Source organism: Arsenophonus symbiont of Ornithomya chloropus (assembly GCF_964026495.1).
Taxonomy (GTDB): Bacteria; Pseudomonadota; Gammaproteobacteria; order Enterobacterales; family Enterobacteriaceae; genus Arsenophonus.
In genome coordinates this window covers 257,343-282,245 of the sequence record NZ_OZ032148.1, presented here as the reverse complement: position 1 = coordinate 282,245, position 24,903 = coordinate 257,343, and the positions used below count along the sequence as shown (strand labels likewise).

General features: G+C 22.6%; 17 protein-coding genes and 1 tRNA gene. 5 read left to right on the top strand and 13 right to left on the bottom strand.

Annotated elements, in window-relative coordinates:
• The first annotated feature begins 862 nt into the window (after nucleotides 1–862).
• Nucleotides 863–2,218 (top strand): CDP-diacylglycerol--serine O-phosphatidyltransferase, encoded by a 1,356-nt coding sequence (gene pssA, locus ABNS14_RS01065; protein WP_348666654.1) that lies wholly within the window; start codon nucleotides 863–865, stop codon nucleotides 2,216–2,218.
• Nucleotides 2,219–2,775: 557 nt separating this feature from the next.
• On the opposite strand, the gene murI is transcribed toward pssA, so the two are convergent.
• A complete protein-coding gene (gene murI / locus ABNS14_RS01060; RefSeq protein ID WP_348666523.1) occupies nucleotides 2,776–3,600 on the bottom strand; it encodes a glutamate racemase in 825 nt (274 codons plus the stop codon).
• A gap of 521 nt (nucleotides 3,601–4,121) precedes the next feature.
• Between murI and ygfZ the strand changes: the two genes are divergently transcribed.
• Nucleotides 4,122–5,078, top strand: coding sequence for a tRNA-modifying protein YgfZ (ygfZ, locus tag ABNS14_RS01055; RefSeq protein ID WP_348666522.1), 957 nt, complete (start codon nucleotides 4,122–4,124; stop codon nucleotides 5,076–5,078).
• Between the two features lie 1,222 nt (nucleotides 5,079–6,300).
• Here the strand turns inward: ygfZ and ubiH are convergent.
• Entirely contained in the window at nucleotides 6,301–7,485 is a 1,185-nt protein-coding gene (gene ubiH, locus ABNS14_RS01050) for a 2-octaprenyl-6-methoxyphenyl hydroxylase (protein ID WP_348666521.1), read from the bottom strand.
• A 388-nt stretch (nucleotides 7,486–7,873) separates the two neighbouring features.
• Between ubiH and ABNS14_RS01045 the strand changes: the two genes are divergently transcribed.
• Nucleotides 7,874–8,458: a 5-formyltetrahydrofolate cyclo-ligase gene (locus ABNS14_RS01045; protein WP_348666520.1), complete on the top strand. Its 585-nt coding sequence runs from the start codon at nucleotides 7,874–7,876 to the stop codon at nucleotides 8,456–8,458.
• Nucleotides 8,459–8,600: 142 nt separating this feature from the next.
• Here ABNS14_RS01045 and rpiA read toward each other — a convergent pair whose 3' ends face one another.
• Entirely contained in the window at nucleotides 8,601–9,275 is a 675-nt protein-coding gene (rpiA, locus tag ABNS14_RS01040; RefSeq protein ID WP_348666519.1) for a ribose-5-phosphate isomerase RpiA, read from the bottom strand.
• A gap of 134 nt (nucleotides 9,276–9,409) precedes the next feature.
• Between rpiA and ABNS14_RS01035 the strand changes: the two genes are divergently transcribed.
• Complete coding sequence (locus ABNS14_RS01035; RefSeq protein ID WP_348666653.1) at nucleotides 9,410–10,318, top strand: LysR family transcriptional regulator ArgP; 909 nt, start codon at nucleotides 9,410–9,412, stop codon at nucleotides 10,316–10,318.
• 456 nt (nucleotides 10,319–10,774) lie between these two features.
• On the opposite strand, the gene ABNS14_RS01030 is transcribed toward ABNS14_RS01035, so the two are convergent.
• The 6 genes from ABNS14_RS01030 to ABNS14_RS01005 form a co-directional block, all read right to left on the bottom strand.
• A complete protein-coding gene (locus tag ABNS14_RS01030) occupies nucleotides 10,775–11,617 on the bottom strand; it encodes a mechanosensitive ion channel domain-containing protein (RefSeq protein WP_348666518.1) in 843 nt (280 codons plus the stop codon).
• A 714-nt stretch (nucleotides 11,618–12,331) separates the two neighbouring features.
• Complete coding sequence (gene kdsB / locus ABNS14_RS01025) at nucleotides 12,332–13,081, bottom strand: 3-deoxy-manno-octulosonate cytidylyltransferase (RefSeq protein WP_348666517.1); 750 nt, start codon at nucleotides 13,079–13,081, stop codon at nucleotides 12,332–12,334.
• Between the two features lie 4 nt (nucleotides 13,082–13,085).
• Complete coding sequence (locus tag ABNS14_RS01020; RefSeq protein WP_348666516.1) at nucleotides 13,086–13,262, bottom strand: Trm112 family protein; 177 nt, start codon at nucleotides 13,260–13,262, stop codon at nucleotides 13,086–13,088.
• A 176-nt stretch (nucleotides 13,263–13,438) separates the two neighbouring features.
• Nucleotides 13,439–14,434 (bottom strand): tetraacyldisaccharide 4'-kinase, encoded by a 996-nt coding sequence (gene lpxK, locus ABNS14_RS01015; protein ID WP_348666515.1) that lies wholly within the window; start codon nucleotides 14,432–14,434, stop codon nucleotides 13,439–13,441.
• Complete coding sequence (gene msbA, locus ABNS14_RS01010) at nucleotides 14,431–16,182, bottom strand: lipid A ABC transporter ATP-binding protein/permease MsbA (RefSeq protein WP_348666514.1); 1,752 nt, start codon at nucleotides 16,180–16,182, stop codon at nucleotides 14,431–14,433. The genes lpxK and msbA overlap by 4 nt, the downstream gene beginning before the upstream one ends.
• A 692-nt stretch (nucleotides 16,183–16,874) precedes the next feature.
• A complete protein-coding gene (locus ABNS14_RS01005) occupies nucleotides 16,875–17,651 on the bottom strand; it encodes an MlaA family lipoprotein (protein ID WP_348666513.1) in 777 nt (258 codons plus the stop codon).
• 270 nt (nucleotides 17,652–17,921) lie between these two features.
• Between ABNS14_RS01005 and ABNS14_RS01000 the strand changes: the two genes are divergently transcribed.
• A tRNA-Arg gene (locus ABNS14_RS01000) sits at nucleotides 17,922–17,996 on the top strand.
• Between the two features lie 891 nt (nucleotides 17,997–18,887).
• Here the strand turns inward: ABNS14_RS01000 and zwf are convergent.
• The 4 genes from zwf to znuA form a co-directional block, all read right to left on the bottom strand.
• Nucleotides 18,888–20,372, bottom strand: coding sequence for a glucose-6-phosphate dehydrogenase (zwf, locus tag ABNS14_RS00995; RefSeq protein ID WP_348666512.1), 1,485 nt, complete (start codon nucleotides 20,370–20,372; stop codon nucleotides 18,888–18,890).
• Between the two features lie 1,055 nt (nucleotides 20,373–21,427).
• Nucleotides 21,428–22,402 (bottom strand): lauroyl-Kdo(2)-lipid IV(A) myristoyltransferase, encoded by a 975-nt coding sequence (gene lpxM, locus ABNS14_RS00990; protein WP_348666511.1) that lies wholly within the window; start codon nucleotides 22,400–22,402, stop codon nucleotides 21,428–21,430.
• Nucleotides 22,403–22,556: 154 nt separating this feature from the next.
• Complete coding sequence (gene mepM / locus ABNS14_RS00985) at nucleotides 22,557–23,909, bottom strand: murein DD-endopeptidase MepM (protein ID WP_348666510.1); 1,353 nt, start codon at nucleotides 23,907–23,909, stop codon at nucleotides 22,557–22,559.
• Nucleotides 23,910–23,932: 23 nt separating this feature from the next.
• Nucleotides 23,933–24,895 carry a zinc ABC transporter substrate-binding protein ZnuA gene (gene znuA / locus ABNS14_RS00980; RefSeq protein WP_348666509.1) on the bottom strand — a complete coding sequence of 321 codons (963 nt, stop codon included), beginning with the start codon at nucleotides 24,893–24,895 and terminating at the stop codon, nucleotides 23,933–23,935.
• Between the last annotated feature and the right edge of the window lie 8 nt (nucleotides 24,896–24,903).

Here is a 24,903-nt window from a genome sequence, read left to right as displayed (position 1 = left end):
CAAAAAAAACATCAAAAAAATTATATCAATCATTTTTTCTTTTAAAAGAAAAAATACTAATTTTATAAGAAATTAAACTATTTTTATTCGAAAAATGGCATTTAAAATTAAAAATACAAAAAATATAATAATATTTTTTTAAAAATCATACGTTTTCTGGATTCTTTTTCATAATACATGTATTAAATTTTTATCCAAATAAGGCTTTCTATATTTGTTTAATAGACTCAAATTTATACCAAATATTAAAACAAAATAACGTGAACTGCATAGAATAATTAAAAATTATTAATTACTTTAATAGATCCTAATTTTTTAAAATTTTAAATATTTAAACAAAAAAAATAATACCATTAATTTTTATAAAAAAATATTTCTTATCATCTATAAAATTATATTTTTATTAATTAAAAAAAATTGCTAATTTTTACTACTCACTTATTTCAAACTAAATCTTTTATTTATAATTTTCAACAGATAAAAAATTATTTTTTCTATATTATATCTTTTTTTACAAAACTCTTGTCATTTTCACAAAAAATCAAATTACTTTTTAGTTAAAGTACTTAAAAATATTAAATGTTAATTTAGTATCAATTACTATAAATATCAATACTATTTTTTATAATTTTAAATAAAACTTTACACTTATATTGATTAATTGAAAATATTCATTAAAAACAAAATTTGTATTTTAATTTTTCATAAAAAACATAGCTAATTATTTTTTTTATAAAAAATATATCAACATCTCTAAGAGAATACATACAAAAACTTTAAGAAATGATAATATATATATTTATTTACTATAAAAATATATTTTTTGTACATATTTTTTAAAAAAGAGAAATTTTATACTGTGATATTATCAAAATTCAAAAAAAAAAATCATCAAGAATATCTTGATAATTTAACAAAATTATCCCAATTTCCAAAAGAAATAATTACTCTTTATGATGCAAAATCTTTTCGAAAAATACTCTTAGATAAAATCATTAATTCTCAAAATTATATATATATTACTACACTATATCTAGAAAACGATGACGCAGGAAAAGAAATATTAAATGCTCTTTATCAGTCAAAAATAGCATGTCCACAATTAGATATAAAAATCATGGTAGATTGGCATCGTGCTCAACGCACTCGTATTGGTACCAAGAATAACATAACTAATGCTAATTGGTATTATCAAAACTCACTTATATCTCCAGAAATAAATATTCCTATTTTTGGTATTCCAATCAATACACGTGAAGCATTAGGTGTTTTACATCTAAAAGGATTTATATTAGATGATATAGTTATTTATACTGGAGCTAGTATTAATAATGTATATTTACATCAACATCAATATTATCGTTATGATCGATATCATATATTTAAAAATATACAATTAGCTACAACCATGAAAACTTTCATAGATAAAAATTTATTATCTTCACCTGCTATTCAACGCTTAGATCAACCCAATCTTCCTAAGAATGCTAATATCAAAAGTTTAGTAAAAAAACTTCGTCATAATTTAAAAAGTGCTCATTATCAATTTCAAAACAGTGCAACAAACAAAGAATTAGGAATCACTCCTTTAATTGGTTTAGGAAAAAAAAATAAATTAAATAAAACCATCACAAATTTAATGTATAGTACACAAAAAAATATAATAATTTGCACACCTTATTTTAATTTACCAACTATTTTAACTCGTATAATTATAAAATTATTAAAAAATGAAAAAGAAATTGAAATTATTGTAGGAGATAAAACTGCAAATGATTTCTATTTTCCACCAGATAAACCTTTTAAAATTATTGGAGCATTACCTTATTTATATGAAATAAATTTACGTAAATTCATTTATCGATTGCAATATTTTATAAATAAGAAAAAATTAATAATTAGATTATGGAAAAATGGTACCAATAGTTATCATTTAAAAGGAATTTGGGTAGATGACAATTGGCAGTTACTTACCGGTAATAATTTAAATCCACGTGCATGGGGATTAGATTTGGAAAATGCCATTTTAATTCATGATCCAAAAAAAACTTTAACAAAACAAAAAAACAAAGAATTAAAATGTATAAGACTCCACACTAACATTATACAACATTATGAGGATATTGAAAATATCCAAAATTATCCAAAAAAAATTAAAACATTACTTTTACATTTACGAAGAGTGCATATTGATAAATTAATCCGACATATAGTATAATAATATATATAGCCTGTAACTAACGATTGTATTGTTAAAATAATTATTTCTTATATGTGAAATTCATTTAACAATAATTACAATATTCATTTAAAATGATTTGAATAGGATTTTTTTTCAAAAAAAAATCATTTTATATTAAATTTATAGGATTATATTTTATAGGACTACATTTTTAAAAATTATAATATTTTTAAAATAAAAAAACTAGTTTAGTAAACTATCTACTAATTTTAAGTATATTTTTATATATATATTTCTTCCATAAAAATAAAAAATATTTTTTAATGGCTATTTATACTATAAAAAATTTTCAGTAATTGTTTTATATAAAAAATCTTCAAAAGAAAATCATTATTTATGTTTGTTATTATTAATTTTTTAAAATGTTTTTTATAAAAAAAATTAAACAAATACATTTTAAAAATAAAAAATATCGTAATCATAAAATCAAAAATATTATTTAAATATATAAGTTTTATTTTAATAAATAGGCGTATACTAACAGCAAATTTTTGCATTTAAAATACTAACAAAATAATATCATAATTACTCAACTAAACAATAATTTTTTGAAATTTATGAAAACCTACTTTCCAAAGTATTGGCAAAAGCTTTTCAGCTTTACTATCAATTTTAGTACAATAAACAATATTTTTATTTTTTACTAACATAACTTTTTTCTTATTTTTAATAAACTCTTTTTGATTATTCATTAAAAAAAAAGCTCTTCTTGCAATTGCAGCATTAGAATCAATTATTACAGTCCCTTCCAAAAATATTTTTTTAAATTCTTGTAATAAGAACGGGAAATGTGTGCAACCTAATATAATTGTATCAGGTGGTTTTTTCATTTTTAACCATGGTTTTAATATAATCATTATTCTTTTTTTTGAAATCTTTTCTCCATGAATTTTTTTTTCTGCTAATTGTACTAATTTTGATGAAGCAATCATATTAACATTAACATCTTTAGCAAATTTTTTAATAAGATTTTTAGTATAAACCCCCCTCACAGTTAATTTTGTCGCTAATAATCCGATAATGCCATTACGAGTTAATTGAATAGCAGGTTTTATTGCAGGAACAACACCTATAATTGGAAATGAAAAAGAATTTCTCAAAACAAGTAAACTGACTGTACTTGCAGTATTGCAAGCAAGTATTGCTATTGAAAAAAAATTTTTTTTCTGAATCTTATTAAGCAAAACACTTAAACGTGCAGTAATAAATTCCATTCTTTTATTTCCGTAAGGAAATACTTCATTATCTAAAACATAAATATAATTTATATCTGGTAATAACTCTCTTACTTTATAATAAACAGATAATCCGCCAACACCAGAATCAAGAATTAAAATAGTAGGTGAAATGATATTCAATTTATTTAATTATTTTATATTTGATAAAAATTTTTTTAAATATACATCAAAAATAAAATTTAAACAATTATTTTATACACATCAAAATTATAATTTATAATAATCATAAAAATTTAAAATAATATTTTTATTTATCAAATTTTAATTTTAAGAAAAAATAAAAAATTAAAAACATAAATACAAAAAAGATTATCACTAATTATTTATAATGTTATATTATAACAACATTATACAATTTCATTTATACCAAATTTAAAAAGGTTTTTATACAACAAAAAATACAGTGTTCTAAAACAAAAATAATCATTAAAAAATATTTACTTATTAATAACATATTTTTTAAAATACAGAAATATATTACATTTTTTATTAAATTAAAAAGCTTATATTTTCTAAAATAATATAAAAATATTTTTCAATATTGACTTACTACAATCTAAATCATATTCTTGGTTTTATTAAATTATAATTTTAAAATTACAATCAATATTTATAGCAATCTCACAAAATCAAAAAAAAATATGACAAAATCAAATACATTAACAAACCAATTACCATTAACACTAATATTCTTAAATGATTGGGATTTTATTACAACTACAGGTATTGATCTAACAAAATATCTACAAAGTCAATTTACTGCAGATATCACATCTTTACAAAAAAACAAATATCTCTTTACTGCCCACTGTAATCCAAAAGGAAAAATGCATAGCACATTACATCTTTTTCATTATCAAAAAGGCTTTGCTTATATTTTACGTAAAAGTGTAGCAAGACAACAAATAAATGAATTAAAGAAATATGCTATATTTTCAAAAATTATAATCCAAAAAAAACCTGATATAATATTATTAGGTATAGTAGGTCAAAATGCAAAAAAAAAACTAAAATTATTTTTTCCTCAATTACCAAATCAAGAACAATCAGTTATTTCGTTTGAAGAAACAGTTTTACTACACTTTAATTTACCAATAGAACGTTTTTTAATTGCTACAAATAAAATAATTGCTAATAAATTAATCAAATCTTTCAGAAGACATGCCGATAGCCACCAATGGTTAGCTTTAAATATTTCCGCGGGGATTGCTAACATTGATATTGAAAATAGCCAAAAATTTATACCTCAATCTGCTAATTTAGAAGCATTACCTGATAGTATCAGTTTCAAGAAAGGGTGTTACCTGGGACAAGAAATAATTGCACTTACAAAGTATAGAGGTTCTAATAAACAGAGAATGTTTTATTTGAAAGGAAAAGCAAAAACGACTCCGAAAATAGGTGAAGGAGTTGAATGGCAATGTAATAATCACTGGAGACATGTTGGAAAAATTTTAGCAGCTGTAAAATTAAATGATAACATTATTAGTATACAAATAATCATGAATCATGAGATTCCAAAAAATAGTATTTTTCGTTTAATAACAGAAGAAAATAGTCAACTAAAAATTTTTCCTTTGCCTTATTCATCAGAATAATACAGAATAACACATAAAAATTATTAATTTTTAAAAAAATTTTTAAAAATTATACAAAAATCTTTCGAAAACTTCATGTGATCATTTAAAAATAATAAAACAAATATTGTTATATTGCGTATATTAAGAAATATTATAATTTCATTAATACATGAAATTCTTATTTATAAAAATTATTTTTATGAATAAACATTATCGAAAAAAGTATCTTTATTTTAAAAATTTCTTTAAAATATTAAAGAAAAATTAATAATGTAATATTATTAACGATATTTTTTGGTATATTGAATATTTTTATAATTTTGATTCAGAAAAGATACATATTATATAATGATACTTCACGATTTAAAAAAATTAACTAAATATCCTAAAAATGACAAATTAATTATACTAAAATATTATAAAAACTTTTAATTAAATAAACATTATTAATAAAATTATTAATATATAACTACTAATATTTGCAATAAAAAATACAATAATTCAATATGCTACTGAACAAGTTTACTTATAGAAGACTTATAGGAGACTTATAGGAGATAGCAAACAAAAAATTAATTTTTTATATACTATTTAATGATATTAAAATACTTTAATTAGCAAATTCATGTTCATTAAAAAATAACAAAAATTTTAAAATATATTTTAAATATATAATTAATATTTTTTACATCACGAATATATTTTAAATACAAATATTTACTTTTCTCTATATTTATTCAGCAGAAGAAAAATTTAGTTAATAATAATTATTATAATAAAAAATATTATTTTTTTAAAAAACGATACACGTAAATGATAAACTTATGGCTTGCACAAAATTTAATCATATTACTATTTTATTAAAATAAATAATATAAAATAAATATAATATTTTTTTATAGCAATTATTATTTTGCATTATTCTTTACAACTGCTAATTTTTCTTTTATTTTATTAGCAAAAATTAACAATACTTAATATTAATGTAATTTTAATTTAAAATGAATTATATCTAAAAGTATTGGTATTTTTTAATACATTAAAAAAACTATAAAATTAATTTTTCTTCTAAAAAAATAAAACACACAATAACTTATTGATTATTAACTTTAGTAGTTAATATTTTAAATAATACATGTATGATACTATAATTTTAAAAAAATCCCTAGTCAAAAACTTAAAAAATATTATATAAAAAATTCTATTACAAATCATTAAAGAATAATTTTTCTAAAAAAAATTAATAGTAAAAAGATTTTGTTCCAAATATTTTTTTAATAAAAACATCACGTACAAATGGCAATTTTTGCATAAGCATAAATACAATACCACGACTCATACTAAAAAATCTATTATTATTTGCAAATAAAAAAATTAAATTATCTGTTAATTTTATTATCCTTTGTCGATCATAATCACGTTGAATTTGATAATTCATTAAAACAGAATAATTACCAATATCACCACCAGAATCAGCTACTCTACTAATCATTTTAGCCAAAATCATTATATCACGCATACCAAGATTAAAACCTTGAGCAGCTACAGGATGTATAGTTTGTGCTGCATTACCAACTAAAACAATCCTATGACTAATATTTTTTTTTGCTTGGGAAAACCACAATGAAAAAAAAGAACGCTCCGTTACTAATTGAATTTCACCTAATTGCCAACCAAAAAATTTCTGTAATTCTACGATAAATTTATTATCACACCATTTCATAATATTTTTTTTTTCTTCTAATGGATGACACCAAATCAATGAACTTTTATTTTGAGATAATGGCAAAATTGCTAACGAGCCATTTTGCGTAAAACGTTCAAATGCCCGTCCATGTAATAATTCACTAGTAAAAATATTAGCAATAACTGCACATTGTTGATAAGATTTTTTTTTAAATTCAATTTGACTAATTTTTCTTATTAAGGAATCACTACCATCAGCACCAAGTAATAGTTGTCCTTTTAAAATTTTACCACTTCTTAATTTAACTAATACAAAATCGGCTTTTCTTTTAAAAGTAACCACTTCATCAGGACAGTATAATTTAATTCCAGGAGCTTTTCTTAATTCTTCAAATAAATAATTTTCTATATCAGTTAATGAAACTACATAACCAAAAGCAGGAAGAGAATAATCTTTAGATTTTATATTTAAAACCCAAGAATGTATATATTCAGAAATATAAATTTCAATAATTGGTGTAATATATTTTTTTAATGCAGACCAAATACCAATCTCCAAAAATTTCTGATACGTTCCATAAGTTAATGCAAGAGTTTTATTATGAAAACTGTTATATACCTTATTATTAGGTAAAACTGCTGCAATTAATGAAACTTGAATATTACCTTTACTAAATTTTGTAATAGCAAGAGCCAATGATGCACCTACAACACCACCACCAACAACAATTGCTTTCATTTTCTAAATACTCTCCTCCATAAATTATCAGTTAAAATATTTTTTCTTAATGGCATCTAAAAAAATAACAATAATGAATTATTAAAAAATTTTATTAATCATTACTAAATTAAAATTTTAAAAATTTAAAAAATATTAGACACGTGCTAATTATCAAAATAAAATACTCTATTATTAATCTCAAATATTGATTTTAATGTAAATATTTTAGTAAAACAAAAGAAAAATTTAAATTTTTAGAAAAAATTAATAAAGCAAAAAAAATAAAAATATGAAAATTAATAAAAATATATTAAAAATATCATCAATAAAAATTGTTCACTATCACCAAAAATTATAAAATAAAAAATATTTATTATATTAATCATATAAACATTATTTGTATGATATGCACAAAAAAAACAAATACAAAAAAAATATAATCCGAAAAAAATTAAGAAAAAAACGTCAGGAATTAACACATCTAGAACAAAATAATGCTGCATATGCAATTACTAAATTAATATTAAACCAAAAAAAAGTATTATCTGCAGATCATATAGGATTGTTCCTTTCATTTGATGGAGAAATTAACACCAATTTTTTAATCAAAAATCTATGGAAATATAAAAAAAAAATTTATCTCCCATTTTTAAACTTTTGTAATCAAGAAATAATGTTTATCAAATATTCTTCAAATACACTTTTAAAAAAAAACTGCTTTAATATTTATGAACCTTTAGCAAATACTAAACATATTATACCAATAAAAAATATAGATATTATCTTTGTACCATTAGTAGCTTTTGATAAAAAAGGAAATAGGTTAGGTATGGGAGGAGGATATTATGACAAATTACTAAAAAATTTAAAAAAAAACACACATCCAATTGGATTAGCTTATGACTTTCAATTAGTGCATAAAATTCCTATAGAACCATGGGATATATCACTACCAGAAATTATCACAGAATCAAAAATATGGAAGTGGTAATTTATAAAATTTAATTTTAAAAATTAATAACCTATCATAAAATTTTAATAAAAAATAGTTAAAAAATTTTACATTTCTTTTCAAGAAAAATAATTGAATTTGATAAAAATAAACACAACTTTAATAATCTATTAAAAATATTTTAAATATAGTTTTTAGAAATAAATTTTTTTACCACACCATTTAACGTTGCCATCAAAATCATATCTGCTGCACGATTAGCAAATAAACCAACTGTCACAACACCAACAATAGAATTAATTTTATTTTCAAAAGCAACTGGATCCATAATATTTAAATTATGGATATCAAGTATAATATTTCCATTATCAGTAAGAATATTTTTACGATATTCTGGTAGTCCTCCTAATTTCATTAATTCACGAGTAACATAAGCTTTTGCCATAGGAATAACCTCAATAGGTAATGGGAATTTACCTAAAATATCAACTTTTTTAGATTGATCTGCAATAACAATAAATTTTTTTGACATTGCCGCAAGTACTTTTTCTTGAGTTAAAGCTCCTCCTCCACCTTTAATCATCATTAAATCTGAATTAAATTCATCAGTACCATCTACATAAACATCAATACTATCCACGTGATTACTATCAAGTATTGGAATAGACAAATATCTCAATTTATCACTAGAAGCTATAGAACTAGAGACCGCACCTTTAATTGAATCCTTTAGTGTAACTAAACTATCAATAAAATACGAAACAGTAGAACCTGTCCCAACACCAACTACCATATATGGTTTTATATATTCTAAAACAGCACATCCAACTATTTTTTTTAATACATTCTGTTTCATATAATTAATTTCCTTGTTATTGTAAGATATCAAAATTTATCAAAATTATAATTTTTAAAGATAAAATTAAAAATATATTACATAATAAGATATAAAATAATATCAAAACTAAATTTTAAAGAGATTTTTTCGTGATTAAACATCCTGACTATCGAGCATTACAAGCATTAGATACGGTAATCCATGAACGTGGTTTTGAACGTGCAGCCAAAAAATTATGTATCACTCAATCTGCCGTTTCACAAAGAATTAAACAACTAGAAAACTTATTTGGTCAACCATTATTACTAAGAACTATTCCTCCTAAACCAACAATAGAAGGACAAAAATTATTGGGACTTTTACACCAAGTACAATTATTAGAAAAAGAATGGTTAGATGATGCAAATAATATTAATAAACCTTTATTACTTTCAGTTGCAATCAATGCTGATAGTTTAGCAACCTGGTTTCTACCTGCTCTCCATTCTGTACTACATGATAATTCTATTAGATTAAATATTAAAATAGAAGATGAAACAAAAACTCATGAGTGTTTACGAAAAGGAGAAGTAATTGGTGCCATTAGTATTCAATCAGAATCTTTACCTGGTTGTTTAATAAATCAACTAGGAGCACTTGATTATTTATTTGTTGCTGCACCAACATTTGCTAAACGTTATTTTCCAAGTGGTGTTACAAAAACTTCACTCTTAAAAGCACCAGCTGTTGCTTTTGATCATTTAGATGATATACATCAATCTTTTATCCAAGAAAATTTTAAGTTATCTCCTGGCAGTGTTCCATGCCATATCGTAAGTACATCAGAAGCCTTTGTACAATTAGCTAAACAAGGATCAACTTGTTGCATGATCCCACATTTACAAATTATTAAAGAATTAAATTCAGGTGAATTAATTAATCTTACCCCTGGTATATATCAAAGAAGAATGTTATATTGGCATAGATTTTCACCAGAAATGAAAATAACTAAAAAAATAAGTGATGCTCTTATAAAAACAGCAAAAAAAATCTTAAAACAAGAGAATTATGATAAAAAATAAAATCATATTTTGTATCTTTAAACATTTCTATTATATTGCAATAAATTTGATAATTTCCGTATAAAAATATAAATTTTTATAATATATATTAATTTGTAAAATTTTTATTTCAAAAAACAAAAATCATCATTTTTATAGATTTCTATTAATTTCAAGTTATATTTTTGCTAATCAATACCTCAATAAACATATAAAACTATTTTACTTACAAAAAATTTTTATGTAATAACGTTTTATTACAGATAAAATACTCATTTTTATAATTTTTAATATTTTATAATATTTTATAATATTTTTATTTATTAAATGAATATCTTTTTTTTGAAAAATTTTTTAAAATATTCTTAATCAAATTTATAAAAAATATTGTATCTTTTAAAAACTTATTTAAGAAAACATTATAATATGAATATATTTTAAATAGTTTTATGACAATATATTTTTAATGCAAGATTATCATTTATGCGATAAATGTATATCTATTTGTTGAAATGGAATAGCAATATTATGAACATCTAACTGCTTTTTAAAATTTTCCATTAAATCCCAATAAACATTCCAAGCATCAAAATTAGTAGTCCAAACACGCACAATAAAATTTAATGAAGAAGGAGCCATTTCATGTAATCGAATAGTAACACCTTTACAATGTTGAATACGTTGATCTAAATCAATAACACGACCTAATACTTGTTTGACAATATCAATGTCAGTATTATAAGAAATACTAACTATAATTTGTATACGACGATTAGGTTTACGAGATACATTAATAATGTTATTGTTGATAACATGACTATTAGGTATTATAATAATGCGATCATCATTCGTACGTAATGAAGTTGAAAAAATTTGTACATTTTCGACATGCCCTTCAGCAGTACCTAAAATAACATATTCTCCAACGCGTAATGGTCTTAAAATAACTAATAAAACCCCAGCAGCAAAGTTAGATAAAGAACCTTGCAAAGCTAACACAATAGCTAAACCTAACCCCCCTAAAACAGCAATTACAGAAGTAGTCTGGACCTCTAACTTGTTTAATATTAAAAGTATAGTTAATCCAATAATACTATAACGAGCAATTGCTAACAAAAAATCTCTCACTGTCTTATCAATATTTTTCAATAACATTAACTTCGTCAGAATACTATTCGCTAATTTTGCAGCTATAAAACCAAAAAATGCAATAAATAATGCAGAAAAAACATTAATACTGTAATGTATTAAATAATCCTGTAGGTTTATAACCCAATTTTTAAATTGGTTGATTATTTCTAAAATACTATGTTGTTCCATTTTTCATTACTTGTTATATAACAAAATTTATTTATAAATTTTGTTATTAATATTTATTATATTTTTTATAACATGTTTTAAATTTTTTTTTAAAATATACAATAATTTCATTATATAAAAGAAAATCATATTTTATTATGAAAGTACCATTTTTAATCATGCATTAATATGAAAATCATTGACTTTATAAAAAAATAAAAAATATATTATTAAAAGAATATAAAAAATAACAAAATGTGTATAAAATAAAAATATTTTTCACATAATAGCTATACATAAATTTAATATAATAAGTTTTATAATATTACAAAAATCTTTTAAAGAATAATTTATATTTTACTAAAAAATTATCTTATAATATAAAATTATTGATGGTTTTACTTGCAATAAAAACAAACCATTTAACAACATAATATTTTTAAAATAAATAATTTAGATAAAATTAATTAAGAATATAAAGTTTTTTAAAAATTCTAATTAAAAATGAATTAAAAATGCAATATTATTTCATATTCATTAATATTTTTTGTAAATCAAAAACATAATATACAAAAAATAATATCTAAGTTTATTTAAAAAAATATAAATTAAAAAAATTTTTTTATTTTTTTGTTATTAATTTATCAAATACAAAAATTAATAAAATCTTTAATCAATTCTTCTTCTTCTAAAAGAAGAAGAACAAAAATCTTCATAATAAATAACATTACACAATTAACTATTAAGAAATGCTTTTCTGACAATATCTAATTCTTTCCGATTATTAACTCCTACTATTGGTATTTTAATAGCCATCGCAACATGAATTTTTTCACCGTACCATAATACACGTAACTGTTCAAGCATTTCTATTTTTTCTAATGGACTGATATCCCATTTAACATAACGACGAATAAAACCTGCTCGGTAAGCATAAATACCAATATGACGTAAATAATTTTGTTTTATTGTTTTTTCATAAACAATAGAAGAATCACGATTCCATGGGATTGAAGCTCTAGAAAAATATAATGCATTACTGTATTTATCAATCACAACTTTTACAATAGTAGAATCAAAGATTTCATCTTTATTTTTTATAGGAGTTGCTAATGTTGCCATACCAACATTATTAAACATAATATTTTTAGCTAATTGATTGATTAATTCTGGGGGGATTAAAGGTTCATCACATTGAAGATTTACTATAATTTCTTGATCAGGAAAATGATAATCATTAATAACTTCACCTAATCTTTCTATTCCAGATTGATGCTGTAAATTAGTCATACAAACTTCACCATCAACAGCTTTCACAACATCAAATACTACTTCTGAATCAGTGGCAACAATAACACGTTTTGCAGATGACATTAATGCTTTTTCCATCACTCTTAAAACCATTGCTTTACCATGTATATCAATTAATGGTTTTTTAAACAAACGAGTAGAGGCTAACCGTGCAGGTATAATAACAGTAAACATAGTTTTATTCTTCATCTAAAAAAGATAATTTTTTTGCCTTTTCTCTTAATAAAACAGGAATATTGTCTCTTATAGGATAAGCAAGATGATCAATCTTACAAATAAGATATTTTTTTTTATCATAAATTAGCTGTCCATGACAAATCGGACAAGCAATGATATTGAGCAACCGATAATCCATAAATTCCTTATAAAGATATAATTCAAAACAAAACTATTAGATAAAATTTATTTACATAAAATTTTATTAATCAATCAAAGATTACAAAATATATTACACATAGTATAATTTAATCATGTTTATAATTCTAGAGTTTATATATATTATAATGGCATTTATCAAAAAATAATATAATATTAAACATTTTTATTTAAATTTATTAAATCATGCATGTCTGAAAGAATTTTATTAACATCAAATTTTGAGATTTTAACATTTACTGGAAGATACCACCAATTTAATTGAGCAAAATTAAAACATTTTACTGCATCTTTTTCAGTCATCAATAATATCTGAGAATTAGTAGCTATTTTTTTTAATTGAGATAATTTATAATTTTTATGATCAGAAAAAGAATGGGTTTTTATTAATTTAACACCTTTTTCTTTTAAACTAGAAAAAAAACGTAAGGGATTACCAATACCTGCAATTACAACTACTTCTTTTAATTCTAAGACATGTTTTTTTTCTCCTGATAAAAGATTAATAGCAATATTACCTATTAATTCCATATTAATTGCACCATATTGAGAAATACTGCCATTAATAATAATAGAATTTACAGTATTTAAACGATATTGACACTCTCTTAAAGGACCAGCAGGTAACAACCAACCATTACCGAAATAACGCATGCCATCTATAATTACTATTTCATAATCACGTTTTAAAGCATAATGTTGAAGACCATCATCAGAAATGATAAGATCTAATTTTGGATATCGCTTTAATAAAATTTTAACTGCTTTAACACGTTTTGGTGAAACTGAAACTGGTACCCCAGTTTTTAAATAAATTAATGCTGGTTCATCTCCAATTTCTTTTACTGAAAAATTTTTATTTACTAATATTGGATAAAACTTTGCCTTTCCAGAATATCCACGAGATACAACACCAACATGATAACCTTTTGATGAAAGTTTTTTTACTAACCAAATCACAAAAGGTGTTTTACCATTACCCCCAACAGTTAAATTACCAACAACTACAATTGGTATTGGAGCTTTCCAAGTATTGGAAATACCAATATTATAACTAATATTTCGTAATTTTATAATTATTCCATATAATATTGAAAATGGTATTAACAAAATATACAACCAAGAATTACCTGACCATATTTTTTCAATCATAATTTAAATTGCATACCATATAGATGAGAGTATACTCCATCACATTTAAGCAAAGTGTGATGATTACCTTGTTCAATAATTTTACCTTCTTGCATCACTAAAATTTCATCTACATGTTCTATTGTTGAAAGACGATGAGCAATAATAATAAAAGTTTTATTTTTCTGTAATTCATGTAATGCTACTTGAATTGCTTTTTCTGATTCAGTATCAAGTGCAGAAGTAGCTTCATCAAAAATTAATATAGATGAGTCATGTAACAAAGCACGTCCAATAGCAATTCTCTGTTTCTGTCCACCAGAAAGCATGACACCATTTTCTCCAATAATAGTATCTAATCCATGTTCTAAATTTTGAATAAAATCCATTGCATAAGCCATTTTTGCTGCTTTTTCAATAGCTTTTCTGCTATAAATTCCATCTGTTGCATAAGCAATATTATTTGCAATAGTATCATTAAAAAGATAAACATCCTGTGAAACTAGTGCAATTTGACTACGCAAAGAACGTAAAGTATATTCACGTAAATCACGATTATCAAGTAATATTTGTCCTTTATTAACATCATAAAAACGGGTAATTAAATTTGCAATAGTCGATTTTCCTGCACCTGATCTTCCAACTAAAGCAATAGATTTACCGACAGAAATTGCAAAAGAAATATTATATAATGCAGGATTTTCTTTAGAAGAATATCTAAAAGTAACATTTTTAAATTCAATTTTATTTTTTGGTTGTTTTAATATTAATTTACCATCATCTTTTTCTTTTTCCATATCTAAAATAGTAAACAATGTTTGACATGCAACCATTCCACGTTGAAATTGTACATTAACATTTGTTAGAGATTTCAATGGACGCATTAACGCAAACATTGATGAAAATACAACACCGACATCTCCTGCTGTTAATGTTTGCATTATTTCAGGAAAACTTGATACATACAACGTAAATGCTAATGCTAAAGATGCTATAAATTGTATAATAGGATCAAAAATTGAAGATATTGTTACCATTTTCATCGTTTGATGACGCATGTGATTACTTACTTTTCTAAAACGTTCTATTTCAACTTTCTGTCCACCAAAAATCAAAACTTCTTTATGACCTTTTAACATTTGTTCTGTACTAACAGTTATTTGCCCCATATCAGTTTGCATGTTTTTACTAATATTTCTAAAATGTTTAGAAATTGAACGAATAATAAAGGCAACAATAGGACTAATAACAATTAATATTAATGAAAGTTGCCAACTATGATAAAACATTAACCAAAACAAACCAATAATATAACTACTTTCTCGAACAATAGTAATTAATGTACCAGAAGATGAAGAAGCCACTTGTTCAGAATCATAAGTAATACGAGAAAGCAAAGTTCCTGTGGATTGTTTATCAAAAAAAGCTATAGGCATACCCATCATATGTATAAATAAACACCTACGCATATTCATAACTACTTTACCAGAAACCCATGCCATACAATAATTAGAAATAAAACTTGAGATGCCTCTTATTAACATTAATCCCAGTATAGCAATTGATAACCATTTTAACATAGTATGATCAGCATTCCCAAATCCTTCATCAAGCAAGGGTTTTAACAAAGCAATCATAGATGCATCACCTATAGCATTAATTATTAATGCTATAACTGCTACAGTTAATCCAACTTTAAATGGTAGAATCATGGGAAATAATCGACGAAAAGTGTGCCATATAGAATTTTTTTTTTCTTTTATTATCATTTTTTTATCAAATACCTATAAAATAAACCTGTTATTTTATTTTTTAAAAGTTTTAAAAAACACATATTTATTTATCAATAATATAAATAATAACAAATAAACAATAATATAATTTAATATCTAGTATGATTATTTTTTATCTTATAATGAACTATTTTTAAGTTTGTTTAAAACTTATATTTTTAAATATTCTCTACTAATATTTTAACATAACATTAAATAACACTTAAAAAATAACATTTAAAAAATAGAAAAATATATTACTTCATTGCGCTCAAAATACGTTGTTATGATTATGTCAATAAAATTTAATGAACATTACAATGTATGATTTGTAAAATAATTTTTATAAAAAAATATTAAAAATTTTATTTTAATAAAATCATAAAATGCTTACCATGAATCATTTTTATCATAAAAAATAGATATTTTTATAATATGCTCATATGAATTTATATTCATTGTATTAAAAAAAAAGAGTTAATAATATCACAAACAAATATTTTAATAATCGATCAAAAAATATTTTATTACGATACTTAAAATATATAATCATAAACTATGATTCTTAATATTTTATAAAATTATAAATCACAATAAAATCTGATATATAATATCAGATATATTATAAATAAAGCATATGAATATTTTGCAATATACTTAATATCTATATAATTTTTTTTAAAATATTATCAATCAATAGAATCAAGTTCTTTTTCTATAAAATCAGGATAAAGATTTAAGGATGATCGAATTTCATTTTCTTTTAAACTAAATTGTTTATATTGAAAATACGCTTCTTTCATCATTAAATAAGGATCTAATGAATTTTGTAATATTCCATCAAAATCTAAGAAAAGTGCACGTTTCTCTATTCCTTCTAATATCCATTTTAGTATTGATGTCCAAAAAGTAAGATAACTTAACATTGGATAAACTGTATCAACTAAATCACCAAAATCTTCACGTAATGTAAAATTTCCATATCCTGGTAAAACAATATACGGACCATAACCAATTTGGTAATATCCTAAAGTACTACCAAAACGATATGATTTTTTTTTAGATAGATTAGAGTTTGCCATTGAAGCAACATCAATAAATCCTCCCATACCAAAAATACTGTTTAAAAAAAAACGGTTAAAATTTTTCATTCCTTGATGAACATTCCCACATAAAAAATTATTTACCATACTACTACTTTCTTCTATATTACTAAAAAAATTTATCAGTCCATTTCTTATTGGCATGGGCATATAATTACGCCAAGTTATTGCAATAGGACGAATCAAATGATAATCAAGAACATTGTAATTAAAATAAAACATAGTCCGATTAAAATTTTCTAATGAATGAAAAGATTTTGATTTATCAATAACTGCATTTGAACAACTTGAAATTAACACTACTACAGAAATTATTCCAAATAATCGATATATTAAAGAGTTGACTTTTTTATTTAAAAACATTTTTTATGAAATTATATTAATATATACACATTGATAGAATCTTACTATTTATTTTTAAAAAAATAAATGATTATAATTTTTATAAAAAATACTATACGTTAAAAATAAAATATTATTTAAAATAAGAAACATCTATTATATAAAATAACAATAAAAAGATACTATAGATATTCATTAACTATAATATAGCAAAAACAATCAATATTTTAATAAATGTCAAAATAATCATACAAAACATAAAAAACAAAATATTTTTACATTATAAATTTTGTCCTCTTAGTTAAATGGATATAACAAGCTCCTCCTAAGAGCTAATTGTAGGTTCGATTCCTTCAGAGGACACCAAAATATTTTTTTTACTCATAAATTATTGATTTTAAATAAAATGTCATTTATTTTTTTAAATCAAATTTTTAATAAATTATAAAAAAATCATTCATTCTCTGAATTGAATTTTTTATATTTTTTAAAAAAAACATCAATAAATGTAATCATTTCATTACTCATTAATATACATACGATAAATTTTTTTAGAAAAATCATATGTTATAAGTTAACATATATAATAATCAGTATTACAATTATTTAATAAACAATATTTTATTTTAATCATTACTTTTTAATTTTAGCAAAAAAAAGAAAATTTTATTAAATTTTTATATAAAGAAAACATTTTTTATGTTATTTACTTTTAAAAAGTATACTATCTAAAATCTTATAAAAAGATTTTTCTCAAATATTATTATTTTAGAAATTTCTGATTTAATATTTTATAAATGATATTACACATTAACAAATTTAAGAAATTTATTATAAAATTTTATATTTATTTGGAATATTTTTATTTCAAATAAAGTCACATACAAAATCTACTATATTCCAAAACTGTATAAATTTTTATATTGACTGCAAATAATATTTTTTTATCTTATAAACTAAATAAGTACTCCATATGTTTTATTTGTAATCTCTTTTATATCTAATTTATTTATTAAGAGTTGGCATAAAATAATATAAATTTAAGAATGTATATTATTACTTTTCAATTTATTTACATAGTTTATTGAAAATAAAATAATTAATTATATGCAAGTAATATAAAAAATATAATTGATAATACAAATATGAATTTTATAAAAAACAAAGATTTTCATAAAAATAAACTTACCATATTTGTTGTAAGCAATATAAAATTAAGATCATTATATTGTTTAGTAATTTCATAAATTATAAAAATTATTTAAATTTACTCCATGAACGACTATCCCTGTTAATCATCGCAATTGATGCCATTGGCCCCCATGTCCCTGCTTGATAAGGTTTTGGCGGTTCATTATCCATAGCCCAAGCATCTATAATAGAATCTACCCATCTCCATGCTTCTTCTATTTCATCTCGACGCACAAATAGTGCTTGAATACCACGCATCACTTCTAGCAATAAACGTTCATAAGCATCAGACAAATGAATTTTATGAAATGTTTTAGAAAAAGTGAAATCTAATTTTGTTGTTTTTAAATACTGTTTATCTTCAAGACCAGGAACTTTATTTGAAATTTCAATATCAATACCTTCATCAGGTTGTAAACGAATTGTTAATTTATTTTGTGGCAAATTATGATAAAAACCAGTAAAAATATTTAATATTGGCTTTTTAAAATATATAACAACCTCAGAATACTTTTCTGGTAACCGCTTACCTGTTCTTAAATAAAATGGAACTCCAGCCCACCGCCAATTATCAATATCAACCCGAATTGCCACAAAAGTTTCTGTTTTGCTTAACTTGTTAGCTCCTTTTTCTTCAAGATATCCTACTACTTTTTCTCCTTGAATAGAACCTGATGTATATTGACCTCGAACTGTTTTTTCATGAAAATTAGTATAATCAATACGGCGCAAAGAACGCAAAACTTTAACTTTCTCATCACGTATTCGATCAGCACTCAAATCTGCAGGTGGTGACATCGTAATCATAGTTAAAATTTGTAATAAATGATTCTGAAACATATCACGCATTTGCCCTGTTTGATCAAAGTAATTCCAACGACCTTCTATCCCAATTTTTTCAGCAACTGTAATTTGTACATGATCAATAGTTCGATAATCCCAATTATTAATAAACAGAGAATTAGAAAAACGTAATGCTAACAAATTCAATACTGTTTCTTTTCCTAAATAATGATCTACACGGTAAATTTGATTTTCTTTAAAATATTGAGAAAGCAAATTATTTATAGTTTGAGAAGAAATAAGATTATTACCCAATGGTTTTTCCATAACAACACGATTATGAGGATTCTTATTTAAACCAACGTGCCCTAAACCATGACAAATAACACTAAAAGTCTTTGGTGGCATAGCTATATAATATATGCTTGGTTTATCATCATTTGAAAGATGTTTTGCTAACAAATGAAATTTATTAATATCATTAACGTCTAAATGTAAAAAATCCAGTCTTTTACTGAATGTTTCCCACAAAAAAGGTTCAATTGTTTCATTCAAAAAAAAATTTAATGCTTCTCTTACTACTTTAATATAATGAATAGTATTCCATTGAGATCTACCTACCCCTATAATTCGTGTATCTGGATGAATATAACCCATTTTTTCTAGTTGATAGAGAGATGGTAATAATTTACGACGACTTAAATCTCCTGTTGCACCAAAAATAACTAAATTACAATTACATTGATGCATAATTTTATTAATCAGCATTATATGGGATACTCCTAAAAATATAAATCTATAATACTGTACAATTGAAAAAATCCAAATGCACGTTTTATTGAAGATTTAATACAAAAAACAAAGAAGATTTGTAAATTAATTACATGATTAAATATAAATACTTATACAAAAAAACAACGATTATTAATAATATATTTCTAATTATTAATGATATTAATAAAAAAGTATTTTTTAAAAAAACAAATAAGTATATTTATAATTATATTAAAAAATAAAATTTTCTATTTATGCTTTACAAGATCAAAAAAATATAAAAAATTATATTAAAAAATAAAATTTTCTATTTATGCTTTACAAGATCAAAAAAATATAAAAAATAAATCATTTTAATTAATTTTAATTATAGTAATAAAAGAAAATTAAATTCGTAAATTTAAAATTTATATACTAAAATATATTATTTTTCATGATAACCTAAATATTTAAATAAAAAATATATTTTTAATTTTATAAATATTATAAAAATATTAATATATTTTTGAACTTATATATCATTTATTTTTTATACACATGAAAAATATATTATACTAATATAATATATAATTAAATATAATAAAAATTTAGTAGAATATCTCTTAATTATAAAAAAATTACTTTATTGTAAATTTTTTATAAAAATTATAAATAAAGATTATCAATTATTTAAATAAAAATAATATTACAAAATAATAAAAAATAAAAATCAAAACATAAAATAAAATATTTTATACATATATAAATATATAAAATTATTAAGTCGATTAATACATAATCTTAAAAACAAAATAATAAAAAAATATAAGAACATAAATACAAATTTGTTTAATATAATTATGCAATAAAATAACTAACTATATTTTTTATTTAAAACTATAAAATATATTTGTACTGTAAAGTTAATAACTAAACAAAAATAATAATTTATAAAAATATACTGCATACATACTATAAAATTAATATTTATTATGCAAATAAAAAATAAAAAATCAAAAAATAATAAGATAAGAAAAATATTAAACCAATAAGATATTAATAAATAATTTTTATTGATAAAGATCATCACGAAGATAAGGTTCTATCTCACCTAATTTTCTAGTTTTTAACAATTTTAATACCCATGTATATTGTTCCAAATAAGGTTTTACTAAACATTCTACTTCTTCATTAATTCTACGTGCAATATACCGATCATTTTTTCCAATGATATCTCTCATTGGTTTACGAATATAAATATATAATTGATGAGTTTTATAATCATATGCAGGAAATAATGGTACTATTTCTGCATTACATGCTTTCATTAATCTTCCTATAGCAGGTAAAGTAGCTTTATAGGTACCAAAAAAATCCACGAATTCACTATTTTTTTTACCATGATCTTGATCAGGCAAATAAAATCCCCAAAATCCTTCCTTAACACTAGCAATAAATGGTCTAATACCAGCTTTACGAGAATGTAAACGACCACCAAAAGAACACCTCGCTTTATTCCATAAATAATCAGCAAGAGCATTTTTTTGATGATGAAACATAGCAGCCATTTTTTCTCCTCTTTCAGCTAATAACATTGCTGGAATGTCAACAGCCCAACAATGTGGTACCATAAAAATAATATTACGTCCTTGTTTTTTTAATTTTTCAATAATTTCAAAATTATACCAACGTGTTCGAACTAATATTTTTTTTGCTCCTCTTAATGCTAACTCTGTTAGTATTGCAAACGATTGAGGTGCAACTGAAAACATTTTATCAATATATTTTTCTCTTTCTTCTTCAGTAAATTCAGGAAAACAATACAGCAAATTAATTTTTGCCCTTCTACGGGTATTCTTTGCTAATTTACCAATTAATTTTCCTATTTTCGCTAAAAATAAATCGCGTACTGTAATAGGTAAATATACTGTACTTACTAACAATAAAATACCAATCCACATCATCCAATATTTTGGATGTAGATACATAAAATGGAAAGTAGGAATATAACCAAGTTTATTATTTTTATTCTGTTCTTTTTTCATCAATACACTCAAATAAAAAAATCAAAAAATCTATCATAGATCATATTTTAATATGATAATTTTGCATAAATAAAAAATTTTTTAAAAAAATAACTTTATAAATACTATATTATCTTTTTAATAAATAATATAAATATTCATAATCATGCTATTTTTAATCAATTTTTAATTTTAGTGTATTATCTTTTACTTTTTCTAAATAAAGTTGACGTTCTTTACCTGTTAATTTACCTGAATCAGGTAAATTAACAGTTAATGGATTGACTGCTCTCTTATTAAACCATAGTTCATAATGAAGATGTGGACCTGTAGTACGTCCAGTATTTCCTGATAACCCAATGCATTCACCTTTTTTTATTTTCTGTCCTGGTTTAACTAATAATTTACGTAAATGCATATAACGAGTTGTATATTGACGACCATGACGGATCGCAATAAAATTTCCAGCTGCTCCAGAATATTTAGCTGCAATAATATCACCATCACTAACTGCTAATATAGGCGTTCCTATTGGCATCGAAAAATCAACGCCCTGATGAGGAGCTAAACGTCCTGTTACTGGGTTTACACGACGCAAACTAAAATGTGAAGATACTCTAAAAGGTTTTCCTGTGGGATAACGTAAAAAATCTAATTCTAAACCATTAGCTTCACTATCATAATAATGACCATTATCCGCTCGAAAAACATAATAATTTTTACCATTACTCAATAAATGAATACCTAATAAACGACTTTGTTTACTATGAATATCAAGAAACATTTCACGACTTAATAATATTGAAAACTTATCACCATATTTTAATTTTCGCAAATCAATTTGCAATTTTAATACTTTAGAGACTTCACAAGCTTCTTTATAAGTTAAACCTGCATGCATAACACTATTAATCAAATTATTAATGATTGTACCTTTTATAACTTTTTCAATCCAAACACCTGTACGAATTTTTTTTTCTTCATGAAAAATATTAGAGTTACCTTGTCGAGTATACACTCTCATTTCTCTTTCAGAAACAATCCATGTTAATATCTGTAATTCACCATTTTTATTTAATTCCCAATTTAAAGTTTGTCCAATTTTTAAATTACGTAACACTTTGTATTGATTAGATAATATAGCAATATCACTAACATCTAAATTATACTGAGTCAAAATACTTGTTAAATTATCACCATTTGAAACAATATGCTCATCAGTAACAGCTCTGTTGTCATTAAGAATCCCTTCATCTGACAATGATTCATTATTATCATTATCAATTATAATATTGTTATTTAAATTAGCACTTTGACTTATATCTATTGAATTATTATGAAAATTATCCAACATAATTCCTTTTTTTATTGATAATTCTTTCTTTAAGGTATTTATATTCATATCATCAGGATGAATGACAACAGGTTTCCAAATACCAACAACTACTGTTACTAAAGTCAATGTACCTAAAATAATTTTATGTGGTTTAGGTAAATTACCATATACCTGAACGATAGTTTTCACCATCTGCTGCACGTATTAAATTCCTTCTAATTTTTATCTAGACAGTTTTTAAATTGATGAGATAAAACCTTTAAAAATTCTACATAACTATTCTTATTTAAAGCAATACTGCTTCCTAATGGATCTAAAATACCCATTTTTATATCTATACCTTTTATAGCAGTAGTAATAACATTTGCCTTAAATTGTGGTTCAATAAAAATACACATTGCATTTTTTTGAGTCAATATTCTTCTTATTTTATATAATTTTTTAGCACCAGGTTGAATAATAGGATTAATTGTAAAATAACCTAATGAAGATAAATGATAATGTTTTTCAAAATAATTATAAGCATCATGAAATACAAAATATTCTTTATCAACTACTGATTTTAACATTTTAGCAATATATTTATCAGTTTGTGTCAACTCCGAATAAAATTTATTAAGATTTAAATCTAATTGATTTTGATATGTAGGATACAAGATTATTAAACGATCATAGATAATTTTAGCTGTAATCCTTGCAATATCAGGTGATAACCAAATATGTACATTATATGTACTATGTATATTATCTTCAGAAAAGTAAAAATTACCATTATTATAAACACTTTTATTTTTTAGCAATGCAATATTATTACTTTTTAACAAAAATTTTTTAATAGCTGACTCTTCCATTAAAGTAATTTTTTTTTCATTGGGAAAATTTACTAATAGCTTTCTTAAAAAAGATTCCATATCAGGACCAATCCAAATAAAAAGATCAGCTTTCTTAATTTTTTTTAGATCAGAAGGTTTCAAAAAATAATGATGAGGTGAAACAGTATCAGGCAATAATATTTCTACATCAGTTATATTATGAGTAATAGCAGAAGCAATAAAACCCAATGGACGAATTGAGGTAATAACATTTGCTTCTATATTAAAAAAAATGCTTAGTAAGAATACAAGAAAAATAAATTTTGTTATAATCCTTTTAGGAATTTTGATTCTTTTATATATCATAAAGATAC

Excerpts from the sequence above, each read along its gene's own strand:
- ygfZ (WP_348666522.1), top strand. The coding sequence starts at position 4,122 with ATGACAAAATCAAATACATTAACAAACCAATTACCATTAACACTAATA.
- ubiH (WP_348666521.1), bottom strand. The coding sequence starts at position 7,485 with ATGAAAGCAATTGTTGTTGGTGGTGGTGTTGTAGGTGCATCATTGGCT.
- ABNS14_RS01045 (WP_348666520.1), top strand. The coding sequence starts at position 7,874 with ATGCACAAAAAAAACAAATACAAAAAAAATATAATCCGAAAAAAATTA.
- rpiA (WP_348666519.1), bottom strand. The coding sequence starts at position 9,275 with ATGAAACAGAATGTATTAAAAAAAATAGTTGGATGTGCTGTTTTAGAA.
- ABNS14_RS01030 (WP_348666518.1), bottom strand. The coding sequence starts at position 11,617 with ATGGAACAACATAGTATTTTAGAAATAATCAACCAATTTAAAAATTGG.
- kdsB (WP_348666517.1), bottom strand. The coding sequence starts at position 13,081 with ATGTTTACTGTTATTATACCTGCACGGTTAGCCTCTACTCGTTTGTTT.
- ABNS14_RS01020 (WP_348666516.1), bottom strand. The coding sequence starts at position 13,262 with ATGGATTATCGGTTGCTCAATATCATTGCTTGTCCGATTTGTCATGGA.
- lpxK (WP_348666515.1), bottom strand. The coding sequence starts at position 14,434 with ATGATTGAAAAAATATGGTCAGGTAATTCTTGGTTGTATATTTTGTTA.
- msbA (WP_348666514.1), bottom strand. The coding sequence starts at position 16,182 with ATGATAATAAAAGAAAAAAAAAATTCTATATGGCACACTTTTCGTCGA.
- ABNS14_RS01005 (WP_348666513.1), bottom strand. The coding sequence starts at position 17,651 with ATGTTTTTAAATAAAAAAGTCAACTCTTTAATATATCGATTATTTGGA.
- zwf (WP_348666512.1), bottom strand. The coding sequence starts at position 20,372 with ATGCTGATTAATAAAATTATGCATCAATGTAATTGTAATTTAGTTATT.
- lpxM (WP_348666511.1), bottom strand. The coding sequence starts at position 22,402 with ATGAAAAAAGAACAGAATAAAAATAATAAACTTGGTTATATTCCTACT.
- mepM (WP_348666510.1), bottom strand. The coding sequence starts at position 23,909 with ATGGTGAAAACTATCGTTCAGGTATATGGTAATTTACCTAAACCACAT.
- znuA (WP_348666509.1), bottom strand. The coding sequence starts at position 24,895 with ATGATATATAAAAGAATCAAAATTCCTAAAAGGATTATAACAAAATTT.